19 protein-coding genes and 1 tRNA gene are annotated in these 15,085 nt (G+C 42.2%); 6 read left to right on the top strand and 14 right to left on the bottom strand.

Annotated features, from left to right (window positions below):
• Positions 1 to 38 precede the first annotated feature (38 nt).
• The 8 genes from QMG11_RS12085 to QMG11_RS12050 form a co-directional block, all read right to left on the bottom strand.
• On the bottom strand, positions 39 to 689 hold the full coding sequence (locus tag QMG11_RS12085) for a thiamine diphosphokinase (RefSeq protein WP_281836269.1): 651 nt from the start codon (positions 687 to 689) through the stop codon (positions 39 to 41).
• Between the two features lie 13 nt (positions 690 to 702).
• On the bottom strand, positions 703 to 1,530 hold the full coding sequence (locus QMG11_RS12080) for an endonuclease/exonuclease/phosphatase family protein (protein ID WP_281836268.1): 828 nt from the start codon (positions 1,528 to 1,530) through the stop codon (positions 703 to 705).
• A gap of 274 nt (positions 1,531 to 1,804) precedes the next feature.
• On the bottom strand, positions 1,805 to 2,377 hold the full coding sequence (gene efp, locus QMG11_RS12075; protein ID WP_281836266.1) for an elongation factor P: 573 nt from the start codon (positions 2,375 to 2,377) through the stop codon (positions 1,805 to 1,807).
• 65 nt (positions 2,378 to 2,442) lie between these two features.
• Entirely contained in the window at positions 2,443 to 3,984 is a 1,542-nt protein-coding gene (locus QMG11_RS12070; RefSeq protein ID WP_281836264.1) for a Tle-like phospholipase domain-containing protein, read from the bottom strand.
• Positions 3,985 to 3,993: 9 nt separating this feature from the next.
• Positions 3,994 to 4,707: a diacylglycerol kinase gene (locus QMG11_RS12065; protein ID WP_281836262.1), complete on the bottom strand. Its 714-nt coding sequence runs from the start codon at positions 4,705 to 4,707 to the stop codon at positions 3,994 to 3,996.
• A gap of 9 nt (positions 4,708 to 4,716) precedes the next feature.
• Positions 4,717 to 5,166 (bottom strand): rRNA maturation RNase YbeY, encoded by a 450-nt coding sequence (ybeY, locus tag QMG11_RS12060; RefSeq protein WP_281836396.1) that lies wholly within the window; start codon positions 5,164 to 5,166, stop codon positions 4,717 to 4,719.
• Positions 5,167 to 5,320: 154 nt separating this feature from the next.
• The gene (locus QMG11_RS12055; RefSeq protein WP_281836260.1) at positions 5,321 to 7,390 is read right to left on the bottom strand and encodes an HD family phosphohydrolase; all 2,070 of its coding nucleotides are present in this window, start codon (positions 7,388 to 7,390) and stop codon (positions 5,321 to 5,323) included.
• Positions 7,391 to 7,404: 14 nt separating this feature from the next.
• Entirely contained in the window at positions 7,405 to 9,852 is a 2,448-nt protein-coding gene (locus QMG11_RS12050; RefSeq protein ID WP_281836259.1) for an ATP-dependent DNA helicase, read from the bottom strand.
• A 214-nt stretch (positions 9,853 to 10,066) separates the two neighbouring features.
• Here QMG11_RS12050 and QMG11_RS12045 point away from each other — a divergent pair, with 214 nt between their 5' ends.
• The 3 genes from QMG11_RS12045 to QMG11_RS12035 all read left to right on the top strand — a co-directional run bounded on the left by QMG11_RS12045 (position 10,067) and on the right by QMG11_RS12035 (position 11,480).
• A complete protein-coding gene (locus tag QMG11_RS12045) occupies positions 10,067 to 10,885 on the top strand; it encodes a Nif3-like dinuclear metal center hexameric protein (RefSeq protein ID WP_281836257.1) in 819 nt (272 codons plus the stop codon).
• Positions 10,886 to 11,115: 230 nt separating this feature from the next.
• Positions 11,116 to 11,191: transfer RNA gene (locus tag QMG11_RS12040), tRNA-Met, on the top strand.
• A gap of 82 nt (positions 11,192 to 11,273) precedes the next feature.
• Positions 11,274 to 11,480 carry a hypothetical protein gene (locus QMG11_RS12035; protein ID WP_281836255.1) on the top strand — a complete coding sequence of 69 codons (207 nt, stop codon included), beginning with the start codon at positions 11,274 to 11,276 and terminating at the stop codon, positions 11,478 to 11,480.
• Between the two features lie 123 nt (positions 11,481 to 11,603).
• Here QMG11_RS12035 and QMG11_RS12030 read toward each other — a convergent pair whose 3' ends face one another.
• Genes QMG11_RS12030 through QMG11_RS12020 form a run of 3 tightly spaced genes read right to left on the bottom strand, consistent with a single transcriptional unit; the run spans position 11,604 to position 12,234 of the window.
• Entirely contained in the window at positions 11,604 to 11,849 is a 246-nt protein-coding gene (locus tag QMG11_RS12030) for a hypothetical protein (protein WP_281836250.1), read from the bottom strand.
• On the bottom strand, positions 11,794 to 11,937 hold the full coding sequence (locus tag QMG11_RS12025; RefSeq protein ID WP_281836248.1) for a hypothetical protein: 144 nt from the start codon (positions 11,935 to 11,937) through the stop codon (positions 11,794 to 11,796). The genes QMG11_RS12030 and QMG11_RS12025 overlap by 56 nt, the downstream gene beginning before the upstream one ends.
• Before the next feature lie 15 nt (positions 11,938 to 11,952).
• The gene (locus tag QMG11_RS12020; protein WP_281836247.1) at positions 11,953 to 12,234 is read right to left on the bottom strand and encodes a DUF134 domain-containing protein; all 282 of its coding nucleotides are present in this window, start codon (positions 12,232 to 12,234) and stop codon (positions 11,953 to 11,955) included.
• A gap of 188 nt (positions 12,235 to 12,422) precedes the next feature.
• Here QMG11_RS12020 and QMG11_RS12015 point away from each other — a divergent pair, with 188 nt between their 5' ends.
• Positions 12,423 to 12,983, top strand: coding sequence for a GNAT family N-acetyltransferase (locus tag QMG11_RS12015; protein ID WP_281836246.1), 561 nt, complete (start codon positions 12,423 to 12,425; stop codon positions 12,981 to 12,983).
• A 28-nt stretch (positions 12,984 to 13,011) separates the two neighbouring features.
• On the opposite strand, the gene QMG11_RS12010 is transcribed toward QMG11_RS12015, so the two are convergent.
• Entirely contained in the window at positions 13,012 to 13,569 is a 558-nt protein-coding gene (locus QMG11_RS12010) for a chalcone isomerase family protein (RefSeq protein ID WP_281836245.1), read from the bottom strand.
• 109 nt (positions 13,570 to 13,678) lie between these two features.
• Positions 13,679 to 13,966 carry a hypothetical protein gene (locus tag QMG11_RS12005; RefSeq protein ID WP_281836244.1) on the bottom strand — a complete coding sequence of 96 codons (288 nt, stop codon included), beginning with the start codon at positions 13,964 to 13,966 and terminating at the stop codon, positions 13,679 to 13,681.
• A gap of 239 nt (positions 13,967 to 14,205) precedes the next feature.
• Here QMG11_RS12005 and rpsT point away from each other — a divergent pair, with 239 nt between their 5' ends.
• Positions 14,206 to 14,466, top strand: coding sequence for a 30S ribosomal protein S20 (gene rpsT / locus QMG11_RS12000; protein WP_281836243.1), 261 nt, complete (start codon positions 14,206 to 14,208; stop codon positions 14,464 to 14,466).
• Here rpsT and QMG11_RS11995 read toward each other — a convergent pair.
• Complete coding sequence (locus QMG11_RS11995) at positions 14,447 to 14,569, bottom strand: hypothetical protein (protein WP_281836242.1); 123 nt, start codon at positions 14,567 to 14,569, stop codon at positions 14,447 to 14,449. The genes rpsT and QMG11_RS11995 overlap by 20 nt on opposite strands.
• A 49-nt stretch (positions 14,570 to 14,618) precedes the next feature.
• On the opposite strand from QMG11_RS11995, the gene QMG11_RS11990 reads away from it, so the two are divergent.
• Entirely contained in the window at positions 14,619 to 14,852 is a 234-nt protein-coding gene (locus tag QMG11_RS11990) for a hypothetical protein (protein ID WP_281836241.1), read from the top strand.
• Positions 14,853 to 15,085 lie beyond the last annotated feature (233 nt).

The raw sequence follows: 15,085 nt of genomic DNA, 5'->3' as shown, positions 1-15,085 counted from the left end.
CCGTCCCCCTTTCATTTTGACTTCTTAATTAGATTATACTATATTTCCATGTTTTTCCTATATTTTTTTTGTACTACACACAATAGTTTTCCGGCCTTAAACTCTACTCTTCCTCTCTGTAAAATCACATTACTCATACAGATAGATTCTCCTCTTTTCAGGGTGTAGTTATCCAATGGGAATTTAAAACCTATTAGGGTAACTCCCACCACTTCATCTGTAAAGGGTATAAATGAGACCGTTGTTCCAGATGGATAGTCCAGCTCTGCAAAACTATCTATGGCAAAGACCTCCTCCCTCTCAGTTATAAACTTTACCCTTCTATACTTGAAGAGGAGGTTGGTATTTGTCAGGCTGTGATCTATCCTTCCCCCAAAACCACCTATTACATGAATTTCATCGTAACCCTTGGAGGATACATATTCTAGGATCAGCTCCCCGTCTGTAAAATCCTTATCAGGTGAGAACTTCTTTACCTGAGTTCCCATCTCCTGAAACTTTTTCAGGACCTCCTCCCTTACGGAATCCATATCTCCCCATATCTCCTTGGGGTATAGGCCTATCTCATCTACAAGGTTGGCTCCCCCGTCACCGCAGTAGATATCCTTCTCCTCAATGAGGTTTTTATAGTATTCTATGCTCCCCCCTGCTTCTCCGCTGAGAAATACATAAGCTAGCTTCTTCATCATAGTTACATTCCCTTCAGTCATCATCCCTTGTAATATCAACTTCTATAAACACCGGTAGATGATCTGAAATAGCCTTCCTCACCTCCCTATACCTTCCATTTGTGAAGTCAATTATACCACTATTTCCCGTATATTCGCCAGTATATTTATAGGAATAAAAGATATTGTCGTAGGAACTTGATAGCCCCTTCTTTCCTATGGTTGTCTTATTTTTAGGGCTTATTCCATAGTAGAGTTGATCTTTGTGGGACAGAAGATCGGAAAAAGCTTCGTCGTAAGCTGGCAGGTTAAAGTCTCCTGCCAAAAGTATATCCTGCTCCCTGGAATCCTGTCCCTGGTAGTACTCATATACTTCCTCCATTTGAAGTGCCTCTGCCCTTCTTTCGCTGATACTCTTTCCAAATATACTATGGCAGGAAACAAGGATGAGATCAAATTCCCCTATCTTAAAGGTAGCCCCATAGGGAGGTCTTTCAAAGTTTGTCCTGCCTCTCCCCTGATAGTAACCATTTTCTCCTATAAACTTTACTCTCTGACCCTTCCATATAAAGGCATAGTATTCTCTATACTCTCCGCTGCCAACACTGTAGGGGGAGATATGATACTCCCACCTCTCTTCTCCCCTGTGGTTCAGCTCATCTACCAGCTCCTCAAGGCCCCTCTCATCCATGACCTCCTGCAGCGCCACAAGATCAAAGAAACTTAAAAACTCTGCCATCCTGTCATACCTCTTCTCCTCATTCCATCCAAGATGAAGAGTATTAAAGGAGGCTATATAAGCAACCTCTCCATAGGCCAATATGGAGAGGAGGATGTAGACAAATACTATAATTTTTTTCATTCTCTCCCTCCAGATAAATTTAATAAAACATACTCCTTGGAGATTAAGAGTAGATTAAAACTTTACCTACACTTTCATTAGGGTTTCCTTTACTCTTCCTGTCTTTCCAAGGAAATCCTTTTAATTTCCCACTTTTTTAAGATACTTTTCCATAGATAATGATATATAAATACTTTATTAATTCTTCCGAATAAAATATTAAGAAGAATTTTTTCCTATTGCTTCCTCCCTTTAAACATAAAAAAAGAAGGTCCACGGACCTTCCTCTATAATCTTACTTTGCTCTCTCTACGTACTTACCAGTTCTTGTATCTACCTTGATAAGCTCATCCATCTCGATGAATAGAGGTACTAGGATCTCAAAACCAGTCTCAAGAGTTGCCGGCTTCATTGCCTTTCCAGTAGTATCTCCCTTTAGTCCAGGCTCAGTATAAGTAACCTTTAATACTACATGGTTTTCTAGCTCCACACCTACTGCTCTTCCCTCAAAGAAAAGGATGTCTATTACCATCTCCTCCTTAAGGTAGTTAACAGCGTCAGCTAGGTCATCCTTCTGAAGTGCTATCTGGTCGTAAGTTTCCTGGTTCATGAAGTGGTACTCTCCGTCCATCTCATATAGGAACTGCATCTGGCTTCTCTCAAGGATGATGTCGTTCATCATATCGTTAGCCTTTACAGTTATATCCGATACCTTTCCACTGATAAGGTCCTTTACTCTAAACTTAATCTCTGGTGCTCTCTGTCTCTTACCAGATGTTGATTGGAATCTCTCTCCCTTTAGTATAAGGAATGGTACTCCGTTATCTTCAAAAGTACTTCCTGCTCTTAATTGATCTGCTTGTTTCATCTGTTATTTCCTCCCATTTGAGCTTCATTTGACTGCACAATTATACTATACTTCTTGTAAAAAAGTCAACTTGACCCCCCAAAAAGAATGATGTCAAAGAGGTCTGTAGCCTCATAGGGACTGACCAGTTTTTCCTTTACCTTCTCCCAGATAATCTTTACCTCACCGGCACTAAAGTTTTCTATTGCCTTCAAGGCCTGCTCCCTGTAGAGAAGGTTTTCCCTGCACCTTCCTACTCCCACTAGAAGAAGTTTTTTCACCTCCTCTGCTGTCTCAGCCTGGAGAACCTCCCTCTTATAGTATCTTATAAGGAGTGCCCTGTCCTCCTCACCGGCAAAGTGTATGACCTTTCTTAGGAGGCTTGCTATAAAGTCAATATTCAGGTAACGGGAGAACCTCCCCCTCCTGCTTCCCTCTGTTACCAGAAATGGAAGAAACACGTTTTCCAGGTGATAGTCCTTTACCGACTTAGTGAAGAGGAATATATTTTTCATGAACCCTGTATTTCTAACCTCTTTTTGCTCAAACTCCCTGTCTATGAGGTATACACTCCCCACATGATTGAAGAGGGAGATAGTGAGGTCCTTGGAGTGGCAGAAGTTTACCACCACATCCTCATAGGCTTTGTTGTTCCTCACCTTTTCAATAAAGTTCTTTGCTTCCAAAAGGCACCTTCCCAGCTCAGGTAGGGTAAGAAGCTTCCTTACAAACTCCTGGTCTCTGAAGAGCCCCCTCCTTGTGGCTATACTCAAGCTGCTCACATGCTTGTTGAGCTTTGTAGACTTTATAAACTCCTCTATATTCTCGGGCTTTATCTCATGGTGTACAAGGTGGCCATTGCTAACCTTTACATTTCCCCTGTCCTTTATGTACCCCTTCTTCTTTAGCTCCCTCATGAGGAAATCCATATAGGCTTCCTTGAACCCTATAAGAGCTCCTATCTCCTCACTTTTAAAGGGATAGACCTCCCTTATTGCTCCATCGAAATCTATAAAGTCATCTACACCTACTATGCCGCTTTTATTTATTCCCACTGCGTTCCATGTGCAGGTATAGGGGATGGTATATCCCTTTTTATCTGCCATTATAGCCACAAACTGAGCTATCCCTCCCCCAAGGGAGTGCCCTGTTATGGAGATATTTTCACTCTCCCCCTGGAGCATCTCCAGAAGATCTTCATATACCTCAAACCCCTCCATAAACTGCTGGGGTCTCTTTCCCATTCCCAGAAGGAGATCCGTTTCCACAAAATCCTTGTAGGCATCCTCTAGAGGAAACCTCTCACTTCCCCTGTAGGAGATTACATATTTTTCCTTATTTTTAAATACTACTGCATAAAAACCTGAAGCCTTGGAGTAGAAGTTTTTTCCATGTTCAGTTCTATTATCTACATAGTAGACCTCCCACTCCCTGAAGACCTCCTTAAAAAATTCAAAGAGGTGGGGTGCACTCTCATCTGTGAGAAACCCCTTACTGTTCTTCATTATCCTCTCTCGGCTTCCCCCTCCTCCATAGAAGAGTTCCTCCAGAGTTCTTCCCCTATCCATATTGGAGAAGTCTCCATAGGAGAGGGTGCTGAGAAGGAGATATTCCATTGCTGAATTCATTAGTATCACCTACATTCCTAAAAATATAAGCACCAGATAGGTGACTGCAGCTCCCAAAAGAGCTCCAGCAAGGGTCTCTCCCAGAGTGTGAATCTTTCCCTCCACCCTGGACTGGATAACCAGAAGCATAAGAAACATAGATAGAAAAAACACCTTTATGCTGCTAGTGATGAAGGCCACTGTTATCCAGAGAGAAGCCGCAATGGCACTGTGACCACTGGGCATCCCCCCCTGAAGAGGGGTTCCCTTCTTAAAAAAGCTTTTTATTACAAATACTGAAATAACTATTATAGCCATTATCATTACCAGACTGTGCTGGTATGATCTCTTGAACACATCAAAGGTCAGCTGCATCTTATCCTTGAGCTTGTCGTGAAAAACAAGATATCCCACTACAGCTGCATTTACAGAGGTAACCAGGACAGCTCCCGCCGCCACATCCTTGGCCTTTTTAGCCAGGGGATGGTAGGCCTTGCACACTATATCTATGGAGTTTTCTACAGCGGTATTGAAGAGCTCAGCCATCCATACCATTGTTATCACCACAGAGAGAGCTATTATCTCCTGCTTAGTCACTCCATACAATATGCACAGCATCACCACGATAAAGGTCATCCCAGCATGGACCTTCATATGCCTTTCAGTCTTCAGTGCATCTATTATCCCCTCGATAGCATAGTTAAAGCTCTCTCTCAGGGTATGTCCATCCTTCAACTTGTTCATAAGCGCCTCCTAGTTGTCTCTGGTATAGCCGTGTCTTGAGAGGATCTCCTCCTCCTTGGCTCTCATCTCCTTCTTGTCCTCCTCCTCTATATGGTCGTATCCCAGTAGGTGAAGCAGACCGTGGGTAAGCACATAGTAGAACTCCCTTCTGAAGCTATGACCGTAGTCCCCTGCCTGCTCCTCTACCCTCTCAAGGGATATAATTATATCTCCCAGGGTATCGTAGGGACCAAACTCTGCCTCATCTGAATCGTGGTAGGCAAAGGAGATCACATCTGTTGCACTGTCCTTCCCTCTGTACTCCCTGTTTACCTCCTGAATATTATCGTTCCCTGTGAGTAGCAGCGAGATATAAACGGGCTTCTCCGGGGTATACTCATCCTCTATTACCACCTTTATATAGTCCTCTATAGTCTGAAGGTCCAGCTTATCCTCCCATCCCTCTATTCCCTTAGTCAGTTCTAGTACTAGTTCCAATTATCATCATCTCCTGTTTTCTTTGCTAAATAATACTTACTTAGTATATCAAATTTTCCTATAAATTTCTAAAAAACAAATAGCAAGAGGAACAGCTCCCCTTGCCATCTTATACTTACCTCTATCCCTGTATTTTCTAACCTTTTTGACCAGGATACTTGAGTCTTATATGGTGTATCCCCATGAGTACCTTAGTGAAGTTGTGGATAATTATCTCGATCTCCTTAAAGGTCAGATCTGCTTCCGACAACTGATTGTCCTCTATCTTTCCATTTATGATCTTTCTTATCATCTTCTCTATGGTTATTGGGGTTTTGTGATCTAGAGATCTCACCGCAGCCTCTATGGAATCTGCCAGCATAATTATTGCCGACTCCTTGGTTCTGGGCTTAGGTCCCGAGTATCTGAAATCAGATTCCTGGATATTTGAATCCTGCTGCTTGGCCTTGTTGTAGAAGTAGGCCAGCAGGGTGGTTCCCTGGTGCTCTATCATTATATCCCTTATCTCCTTGGGGATTCCGTGCTCCTTGGCCATCTCCACTCCATCCTTGGTATGGGCAGTGATAATCAGGTTACTCATAGACGGATTCAGTTTGTTGTGGGGATTTTCCCCTCCCCTCTGGTTCTCCACATAGAAGTTAGGACGCTTCATCTTACCGATATCGTGGTAGTATGCTGCTACCCTTGCAAATACTGCATTGGCTCCTATAGATTCTGCTGCATTCTCAGAAAGAGTTGCCACCATCATAGAGTGGTGGAAGGTCCCCGGAGTATTTACCGATAGTTCCTTTAGAAGGGGATGGGAAAGGTCTCCCAGCTCCAGCAGTTTAAATGTTGTTAGGATATTAAATGTCTTCTCAAAGTATGGAAGAAGGGCTATCGTGAGCATTCCCGAGAAGATTCCCGAGAGAAGTACCGCTCCTCCATCCAGTATTAACTTAAAGAGGTCCTCCCTCAATATAAACCCCACAAATACCACCACTATCATCTTGACAAATCCCATCTTTACCCCTGCATTTATAAGGGTGGTCCTGTTCTTTATGCTCCCCAGGAGGTAGAGCCCCAGCAAAAAGGTTATGATGTTTGCCAGGTAGTATACCAGATCAAAGTTCAGAAGGGGCATGGAAAAGGAGAGCAAAAAGGTCCCCATTATTGCCGCAAACTTTGGTCCCACAAGGATCCCCAGAAGGAAGAACATGGCATCCAGGGGAAGAAGGTATGTGAGCTCACTGCTTGTAAGCCTCATAGCCATAAGGGTAACTCCCACTATTAGGAAGGTAGATCTGAAGTAACTCTTCTTCAGAAGCTCCCTTCTCAGATACCTCTTTGTTACCGAATAAAATATTATGGACAATCCCAGAAGGTAGATAAAGTATGAGATTATAAGGGATATATTCTTCTGGAAGCTGTGGATTCCATAGGCCCTCATCATGGAAACCTGCTCCTTTGTGAGGATATCTCCCTTCCCTGCAATGAGGCTTCCCCCCTTTATCTCTACAATTACATCGTCTACCTGGGCTATCTTATCGTTTATTATCTTTCTTGTACTCTCCTCGTCAAAGATATAGTTCGGTGTAAGAAACCTCTCCACCACCGCTATATCTATGGGATCCATCTCGCCCTCCAGATCCCTGATACTCTTTTCAGGGTCTCTCAGGTTGTTTCCCTTGAGGACTCCCACACTATATATCTCCCTGAGTTTAGCCTCTACCCTCTCCCGGCTCCTCTCTATATCTGCAGGCTTCATCTTGAGGATCCCCTCCAGGACCTCTGTATCCATTACCACATCCAGGTTTTGAAGGGCACCCTGAAGATCGATCTCCCCCTCCCTGCTCTTTAGCTGAAGCATTATCCTGTAGAAGGTTTCTGTCTTTCTGATGGCAGTTTTTTCAACCTCTGGAATATAGATATACTGCTTCTCAGACCCCGTTATTATACTGGCAACAAGGTCTTCCTTTCCTACCCTGTCGTTGTACTTGAGGTTACGGGGAGCTATTATGTCCTTGGTTACTACATCTCCCACATCCAGTGTTGGTGAGAGAAGAAATATCTTAGACGATATTACAATGGCAGCTATGAGGATTATAAGGTACACTATCTTCTCACCCAGGATCTCCTCGGGGTTTATATCGTACTCCCTCTCCTCCTCCTCCTTCTTTTCGATCTTAAAGATCAGCCTTCTCTTAAATATCTCTATCTTCTTCATGAGACACATGCCTCCTATTTATAAAGTATGTCATTCTTAGTCTTTACCAATATATTTTTAGTAGGTATTGCATCTAAAAATAATTTTCCATATCTTTTCTTTATAGTTCTGGTGTCCAGTATAGTTATTATCCCCCTGTCATCCTTACTCCTTATGAGCCTTCCTATCCCCTGCTTAAACTTTATTATGGATTCAGGTATCTGATACTCCAAAAAGGCATTCTTTCCCTCGGCGTTGAGGTTTTCTATGATTGCCTCTACCACGGGGTCACTTGGAACCCTAAAGGGAAGCTTTACAAGGATTACAGAGCTCAGCTTGTCCCCCTTTACATCCACTCCCTCCCAGAAGGAATCCGTTCCAAAAAGGACAGGTTTCTTACTCATCTTATACATATTCACTATCTGATTTCTAGGGGCCATCCCCTGGATGAAGAGATCGTATCCCTCCTCCTCCAGCTCATCCTTTATCATATAGTACATATAGTTCAGGCTGGAATAGGACGTAAAGAGTATAAAGGTGTTTCCCTTTGCTCTTCTTACGAGCTCCTTTATGAAATCCTTTATTTCATAGGTAAAATTTTTATCGTTGGGAAGGGGCACATCGCTTGGAATATATACCCTCATCTGTCTGTCATAGTCAAAGGGAGAGTGGATTACCCTCTCCAGAGTTTCCTCGGTAAGGCCTATGGATTCCTTGAAGTAGTTGAAGTCATCTCCAATGGCGATGGTTGCCGAGGTAAAGACTATGTGGTCTAAGTTTATGTAGAGGCTCTTATCCAGCTCATCGTTTATCTTCAGGGGAGTTGCCACAAGTTTTGCATTGTTCTTCACCCCGTTTACAGATACCCAGTAGATAAAGTTGTTGTCATCCATCTCCTGGATAAACTTAAAGTTCATAAAGAAGGCTTCCAGACGGTCGATATACTTTGTAAAATCATTTATTATACCGCTCTCATCATCTGCTTCCTTTACAACCCTTATAAGGCTTCTTACCTTCTTCATATAGGAGTTGTAGGTAAGAAGAAGTTCCTCCTCCGCCTCCTTCAGATCCGGCCAGAAGGGAGCGTGTTCCAGCTCCTCTGGTCTCAGCCTTGCGCTTACATTCCCCTTCTGTCCACGGCTGAAGGCGTCTATAAGCCTCATAAAGTAGTCTCCCCCTCTCATCTGAAGGTCTATATGTCTTTCAGTGAGGTCGTTGGCTATGAGCCTTTCTACATCCTTGTAGTTGTCAAACTTTATATTCTTCAGGTAGTTCAGGAGAAGCTGATAGCTTCCCAGCTTCTTTCTTTTCTTCCCTGTATTGTAGATCTGGTTCATGGTTTTAGTAAAGGAGTACTTGGAGGACTCATAGGAGAAGTAGTCCCTTGCTACCTTCTCTATATTGTGTGCCTCATCAAATACCACCAGATCATAGTCTGGCAGGATGGCGTACTCTGTATTAAAGCCTGTTTCCTTCCTTATGGAAAGGTCTGCAAAATACATGTGGTGGTTGGTTATGAGGATATCTGCCTGCTTCTTCTCCTCTCTGGATTTGAGGAAGAAACACTCTCCCTTGTAGGGACACTTGGGTCCCGAGCACATATCCGATTCACTGTGGAAGAACTCCCACACGAAGTTATCCACCTCAAAGGGAAGCTCTCCCTTATCCCCCTTCTTGGTCTTAGCAGACCATCTGAGGATTGCCTGAAACTGCTCCTTCTGGGACTGGGTGAAATCCTCGAAATCCACCGTCTCACCACTGGCCATATTCATAACCTTTCTGTTACACAGGTAGTTTCCCCTTCCCTTTACAAGAAGGTAGCTAAAGTCTCCCTGGATAACCCTCTTGGCTATGGGGATATCCTTATTCAGAAGCTGCTCCTGAAGGTTTATGGTATTTGTGGATATAACCACCTTCTTCTGGTTCTGTATAGCCCACTCAATACTTGGGAGAAGGTAGGCCAGGGTCTTTCCAGTTCCAGTTCCCGCTTCCACTATAACCTTCTTTCCCACATTCAGTCCCTCTTCTATCACGCTGGCCATCTGAAGCTGCTCATCCCTGTACTCAAACTCGGGAAAAGCCTGGGAAAGCATTCCCTTTCTTTCAAAGTAGGGCTTTATATCTATGGCTACATTTTCCTCAGGTGTAAGCTCCACTATAGCGTAGATATCTGTAAGATCGTTGTTTATAATGTAGGAAGCCCCGCTCTTCTGATTGGCATACATGGAAGCTATGGCCACATCTGGATCCGATGGGTAGAGGTGTCCCGAGGGATGGTTGTGTATAATTACCTCTCTCCTCTTCATCTTATTCATAATGGCCGGTACCGAGTGCTTATTTCCCCGGGCGAGCACCACTACATCCTCTACCACGCCATCCTCATCGGGGATTCCCCTGAAGAAAACCTCGTTCCCTTCAGCCTCCTCAATGGCTTTTATCATAGCATTTCTGGCACTAGAGGATATCATTTCATTTATATCCATCTCATTGTTCCTTTCAAAATTCTTTCTAATAATTTTATCATAAAAAATAGATTATACCAAATTCTACAGGTTTTGTAACGCTAGATTTTTTTTATTGAATACTAGCAGGGATTTTCATTCTTTTTGTTAATGATACCCCTATATTTATTGACTTTATCCCCAGCTAAGTATATCATATCTATAATTTTAAAGTGTGAAGAGGGGGAAAGTTTAGATGAATACAAAAGAGATAATGGATGTAGCCCTTAACCTTGCTGGTCTCGAGGAAGCTCCTGCTGATTCGGGAATCCAGGTAGAGGGAGAAAATATTAAAAAAGTTCTTATAGGTGTGGATATGGAAACTCCTGAGATCCTTCTTGGAAGGGAACTTGGAGTGGACCTTGTTATCAGCCACCACCCAAACTCAGATGAGGCAAGAATCGACTTCCACAAAGTAATGGATGTTCAGGTAGATAAGATGGTGGAATACGGTGTACCTATCAACAAGGCACAGAAGGCTCTGGCCAAGAGAAAGGCCGAGGTGGCTCTAAATACCCATGTGGCAAACTATGACAGAGCAAGTTCAGCAGCAAGACTTCTGAAGATACCCTTCATGAATATCCACCTGCCTGCAGATATAATCGGAGAGAAGATCGTACAGAAGTACTTAGATGACTTTACAGGAGACAAGCCAAAGGCTACCTGCCAGGATATCGTAGATGCCCTTAGAGAGATGGATATCTATAGGAATGCTGTGGCGGGACCTATAATCAGAGTGGGATCCGAGTCCAGCTATGCAGGAAAGGTTATCGTACTCTTTGCAGGGGGAACAAACGGAGGAACAGATGTTTTCAAGTCCTACTTTGAAGCTGGAGTGGGAACTATCGTTTGTATGCACGTACCAGACGGTGTAAGAAAGGCTGTAGCTGAGCAGAATATTGGAAATGTAATTGTAGCCGGACACATGGCCAGTGACTCCATCGGTCTGAATAAGATCATAGAGGCACTGGAGGAGAAGGGCTTAGAAGTTCAAAAGATGGCTGGAATCCTCTAGCAAAACTTAAAATCTGCTTAAAAAAGTCAGGAAATATAACCTGACTTTTTTTCTTTTTTGTGATTTTTTAAGGAGCTAAAATGACCTATTAACCGAGCTTTAACAGGAACTTTACCTCTCTATTACCGGAGACTCATATCCTAAATATTTCTTTAACTGTGCAATCATCTGTTTATTTTCCTGTTATTTTGTCTCAATCTGTGATATAATATTTGAGTATTAAGTAGTTTCGCGGGGTAGAGCAGTTGGCAGCTCGTCGGGCTCATAACCCGAAGGTCGCAGGTTCAAGTCCTGCCCCCGCCACCAATTAAATTCAAGGCAGCTTCGAAGCTGCTTTTTTTTTAAGCGTATCTGTTTATAGCTTTATATTTGAAAGAGAGGTACCAAGATGAGTAATTCAAGAGGTAGTAATTGTTATATTGTAAGGGTAATTGAGAAGATCACCGCTGAGGGAACCTTTCTAAAGGAAAAGAAGGTAGTTAACAGAGAAGAGGAAGCACTAAAGATCTACAATAGATTTCTGAAGGTTTATCCTGATTGCCAGATCGAGTGTTTTGACTATAAAGCTGGAGAGATGGTTATTCAAAACTATTAATCTATAATGAGTTTCAGAATAAAGTAAACCCTCTGACCTATTATTAGGGTCAGAGGGCTTTTCTTTTTACAGACATAAAAGGATCCCCCACCTGCAGCTCACATCCTGCCGGTGGGGGATCCTTTAAATCTCTATCTTCAGAAGGATCTTATGAAACTCCTCCCTGCTAAGTTTGTAGCAGCTAAATACCTCCCTGAGGTTTGCAAGGTGAAATAGGGGACACCCCTCACAGCCTACACCTCTCTCCCTCAGAAACTCTCCTATCTCTGGATACCTTTCCAGGACCTCCTTCAGTGGCTCCTCAAAGATATCTCTATCCTCTCTTCTTTTCATGACACTTACACTCTCTGCTACGACATCCACTGCCATGCTTCTCCTCATTTCCGTCCTTTGAACCTCCACACTGACATGTGTGCTTCTCCTGCTTCTTCTCTCTGCAGCAGCTCTTCTCCTTCATCTTTTACCTCCCTCTCTACTCCTTGTCCTCTATTAAAATCCCCTTATTGTTTAGAAGGGACTCCACTACCTTTTTTCTTCCCTTTATAAGCAGTCTCTGAATAGTTCCCCTGGAAACTCCCATGGCCTCAGCTGCCTCTATCTGACTCTTCCCCTCAAGATCACAGAGCCTCATAGCTTCAAACTCATCTATTTCAATATTATTTATATCCAATCCCCTTCCAGGAACTCCTCTGGGCTTAAACAACCTCGATCCTCCAAGCTCCCTGCAGCACCTTTCCTTCTTACACCTTCCCATAACCAACTCCTTTTTGTGTGCATATGCACATTTTATACTTTTATGTTTACATTGTCAATATATTTTAGCAGATAAGTTCTTCCATCTACAGTATCTTCTTAAAAAATTTTAATTACCTGAATCCATTGATTTTTCTCCTTTATGTACTACCCTTAAATTAAACAGTCAGGTAAGAAGGATGTGATATTTTGGAAGTTATACTGAGAGAGGTCAAGTTAAAGGATCTGGAAGATCTCCTCCACTGGACCCATCCAGACAGGGAGTTTCATAAATTCAATGGCCCATACTTTCCTAAGGAAACCCATGAGGAGCTAAAAAAATACATTGAAACCCTCAGGGAAAGGTTAATTGCCGGGGATAGTAATCCCTATGGAAATAAAAAGATCATTGCCAACAGGGACACAGATGAGATAATTGGAAGCGTCAACTGGTACTGGAAGTCCGTGGAAACTCTCTGGATGGAGGCAGGAATTGTTATCTTTAATGAAAACTACTGGGGTAGAGGTATAGGTAAAATTGCCCTGGAGATGTGGATCGACGAACTCTTCAATTCCCACCCTGATATTGTGAGACTGGGGATCTCTACCTGGTCTGGCAATCAGCGAATGATGAGACTGGCTGAAAGCTTGGGATTAAAAAAGGAAGCCGTATACAGAAAAGCCCGAATCGTAGAGGGAAGATACTATGACTCTCTAAGTTACGGGATCCTCAGAGAGGAGTGGGAGACCAAAAAGAAAAACAGGAATTAAAAAAGCGCCCTGAAGTGAGGGCGCTTTTTTATCTGCCTAACATAGCTTTCTTTAAATTTTTATCTGCCGGTTTATCTCCCAGCCATATCCCATAGAGAGCTCTCTTAAAATCAAGCCCCTCTACTGTGGTAAGGTGGATTCCGTTCTTATACACCTCTACTCCCGCATCTGGAAGGTAGTTAAAGGTAAACCTGTCTCCCTTATTTATCTCATCGTTAAACACCTCTATGAACCCCTCTATCCTTTCATTTAGGACTGCTCTCTCCTCCACAGTGGTAGACGCATCAAATCCTTCCTCCACAGCCTCTCTCATTGCATCATTGGATATCATCCCAGAAACGATGTGAAGCTCCACAGACATCTCCTCATCTCCCTCTACTGCTCTTGAGGAATCCTCTACCCTATTCTCTGTATAGAGGGATCCCACATATAGACTTAAAAATGCCTTCTTCCTTACTCCGGCACCATTTAATTTTAACTCCTTCTCTCCTACCTTCATCCCCTCAGCTACCTCCACACCGGCAACTTCAGCTCCAAAGCTCAGGACAGATACAAGAATCATCAATATTAATGTTAACTTCTTCATTTCAACCTCCTTAAAAATACAGATGTATTATATCATCCTGTATATCTAATTGCAATTAAAATGAAGCCCCTGCTACTTCAAGGATCTCCCTTACCTCATACCCTTAAACCTATTGACCCTTTTTGACCTTCAGGTACTGGATATATGCCTTCCCCAGCTCATCTACCTGCTCCTTTGAGAGAAACTTCTCCCCCTTGTAGGACTTCAGATACTTTTTATATGTTTTGTGGGTAAAGAAATCCATTATCTCCTCATCCTTAGCTCTGAAATCAGCTGCCAGTATCCAGGAAACTTTTTTTCTCAGGTCATAGTCCCAGGCAAGAGTGCTTCTTTTTTTATGATTCTCCCAGTACAGATAAGCTATACCTGCCAATATTACTATCTTTAATACTCCCATAACTCTCCCCCCTTACTGTCTGCACTAATATTGTAACCCACTTAAGCTGTTTTTCAAATATTTACTTTTTTCCGTCTTTGTGTTAGAATACTTATGGTCCGTTGTTTAATTTTTTTTAGTGTCTCTTTTTAACTTACCTGTCAAATTAAACCTTGAAAGGCAAGGACATTAGCTTGACTTTCATTATCAATTATGTTACTATTTTACTTATTGTAAAGATATTTTAGGAGGTTTTTAATTTGGCACACACTAAACAAGGAAAAAAGAGAATCGTTATCGCAGAGAGAAACAGAGTGAGAAATCAAGCAATCACTTCTAGAGTAAAGACTATGGTTAAGAAGGTACTAGCTGCTATTGAAGCTCAAGACGCTGAGGCTGCTAAAGCTGCTCTTTCTGTAGCATACAAGGAGCTTGATAAAGCTGTAACTAAGGGAGTTTTCAAGAAGAACACTATTTCTAGAAAGAAAGCTAGACTTGCAGCTAAAGTAAACGCTCTATAATTTCTTTTTGAGAAGAACTTGAGGAACTGTTGAATTCATTCAGCAGTTCTTTTTCTTTTTTGCAGCTTTTATTAAAAGGGATAACTCCTCCTCCTTTTCTCAATTGAATTTCCTCCTGCCTCAGGTTAGAATTAATCAAGGAGGGGATATTTATGGAAATGAAGAGAAGGAACAGGGAGGAGTATCTAACAAATCTGGTAAACTATGCCAACTTCCTTTGTAGTGAGGAGATCCCTGAGCGGGAAAGCATTGAATATCTATGTGGTATCCTTCAAAGAACCACTGAACACTTCAAGGATATTAATGATCCCTGTCTTCAGAATAACCTTATTAACATAGGAAAAGCTTATGATCAGTTAAAGGCAAAGTTAGATTCTTTAAATTAACAAGCTATGGATAGCTATACTGGAGTAGCCTATAAAGCTACTCTTTTTATATTTCTGGTAACACTTCATCCATTTAAGATCTTTATTTGTTTAGATTTAAAGTATCTAGAGTGTTGCAAAAGTAATTCACAAAAAATTAAAAATCATATCCAATATAGAGTAATAATTGAGTTACCACACAAAATTCTACTCGAAAGGATATGACCAGTAATGTATATACCTCAAACTACTAT

The organism is Propionigenium maris DSM 9537 (genome assembly GCF_027925155.1).
In the GTDB taxonomy this organism is placed as follows: Bacteria; Fusobacteriota; Fusobacteriia; order Fusobacteriales; family Fusobacteriaceae; genus Propionigenium; species Propionigenium maris.
Note: the sequence above shows the minus strand (reverse complement) of the source record. Positions and strands in the feature narration are given on the sequence as shown.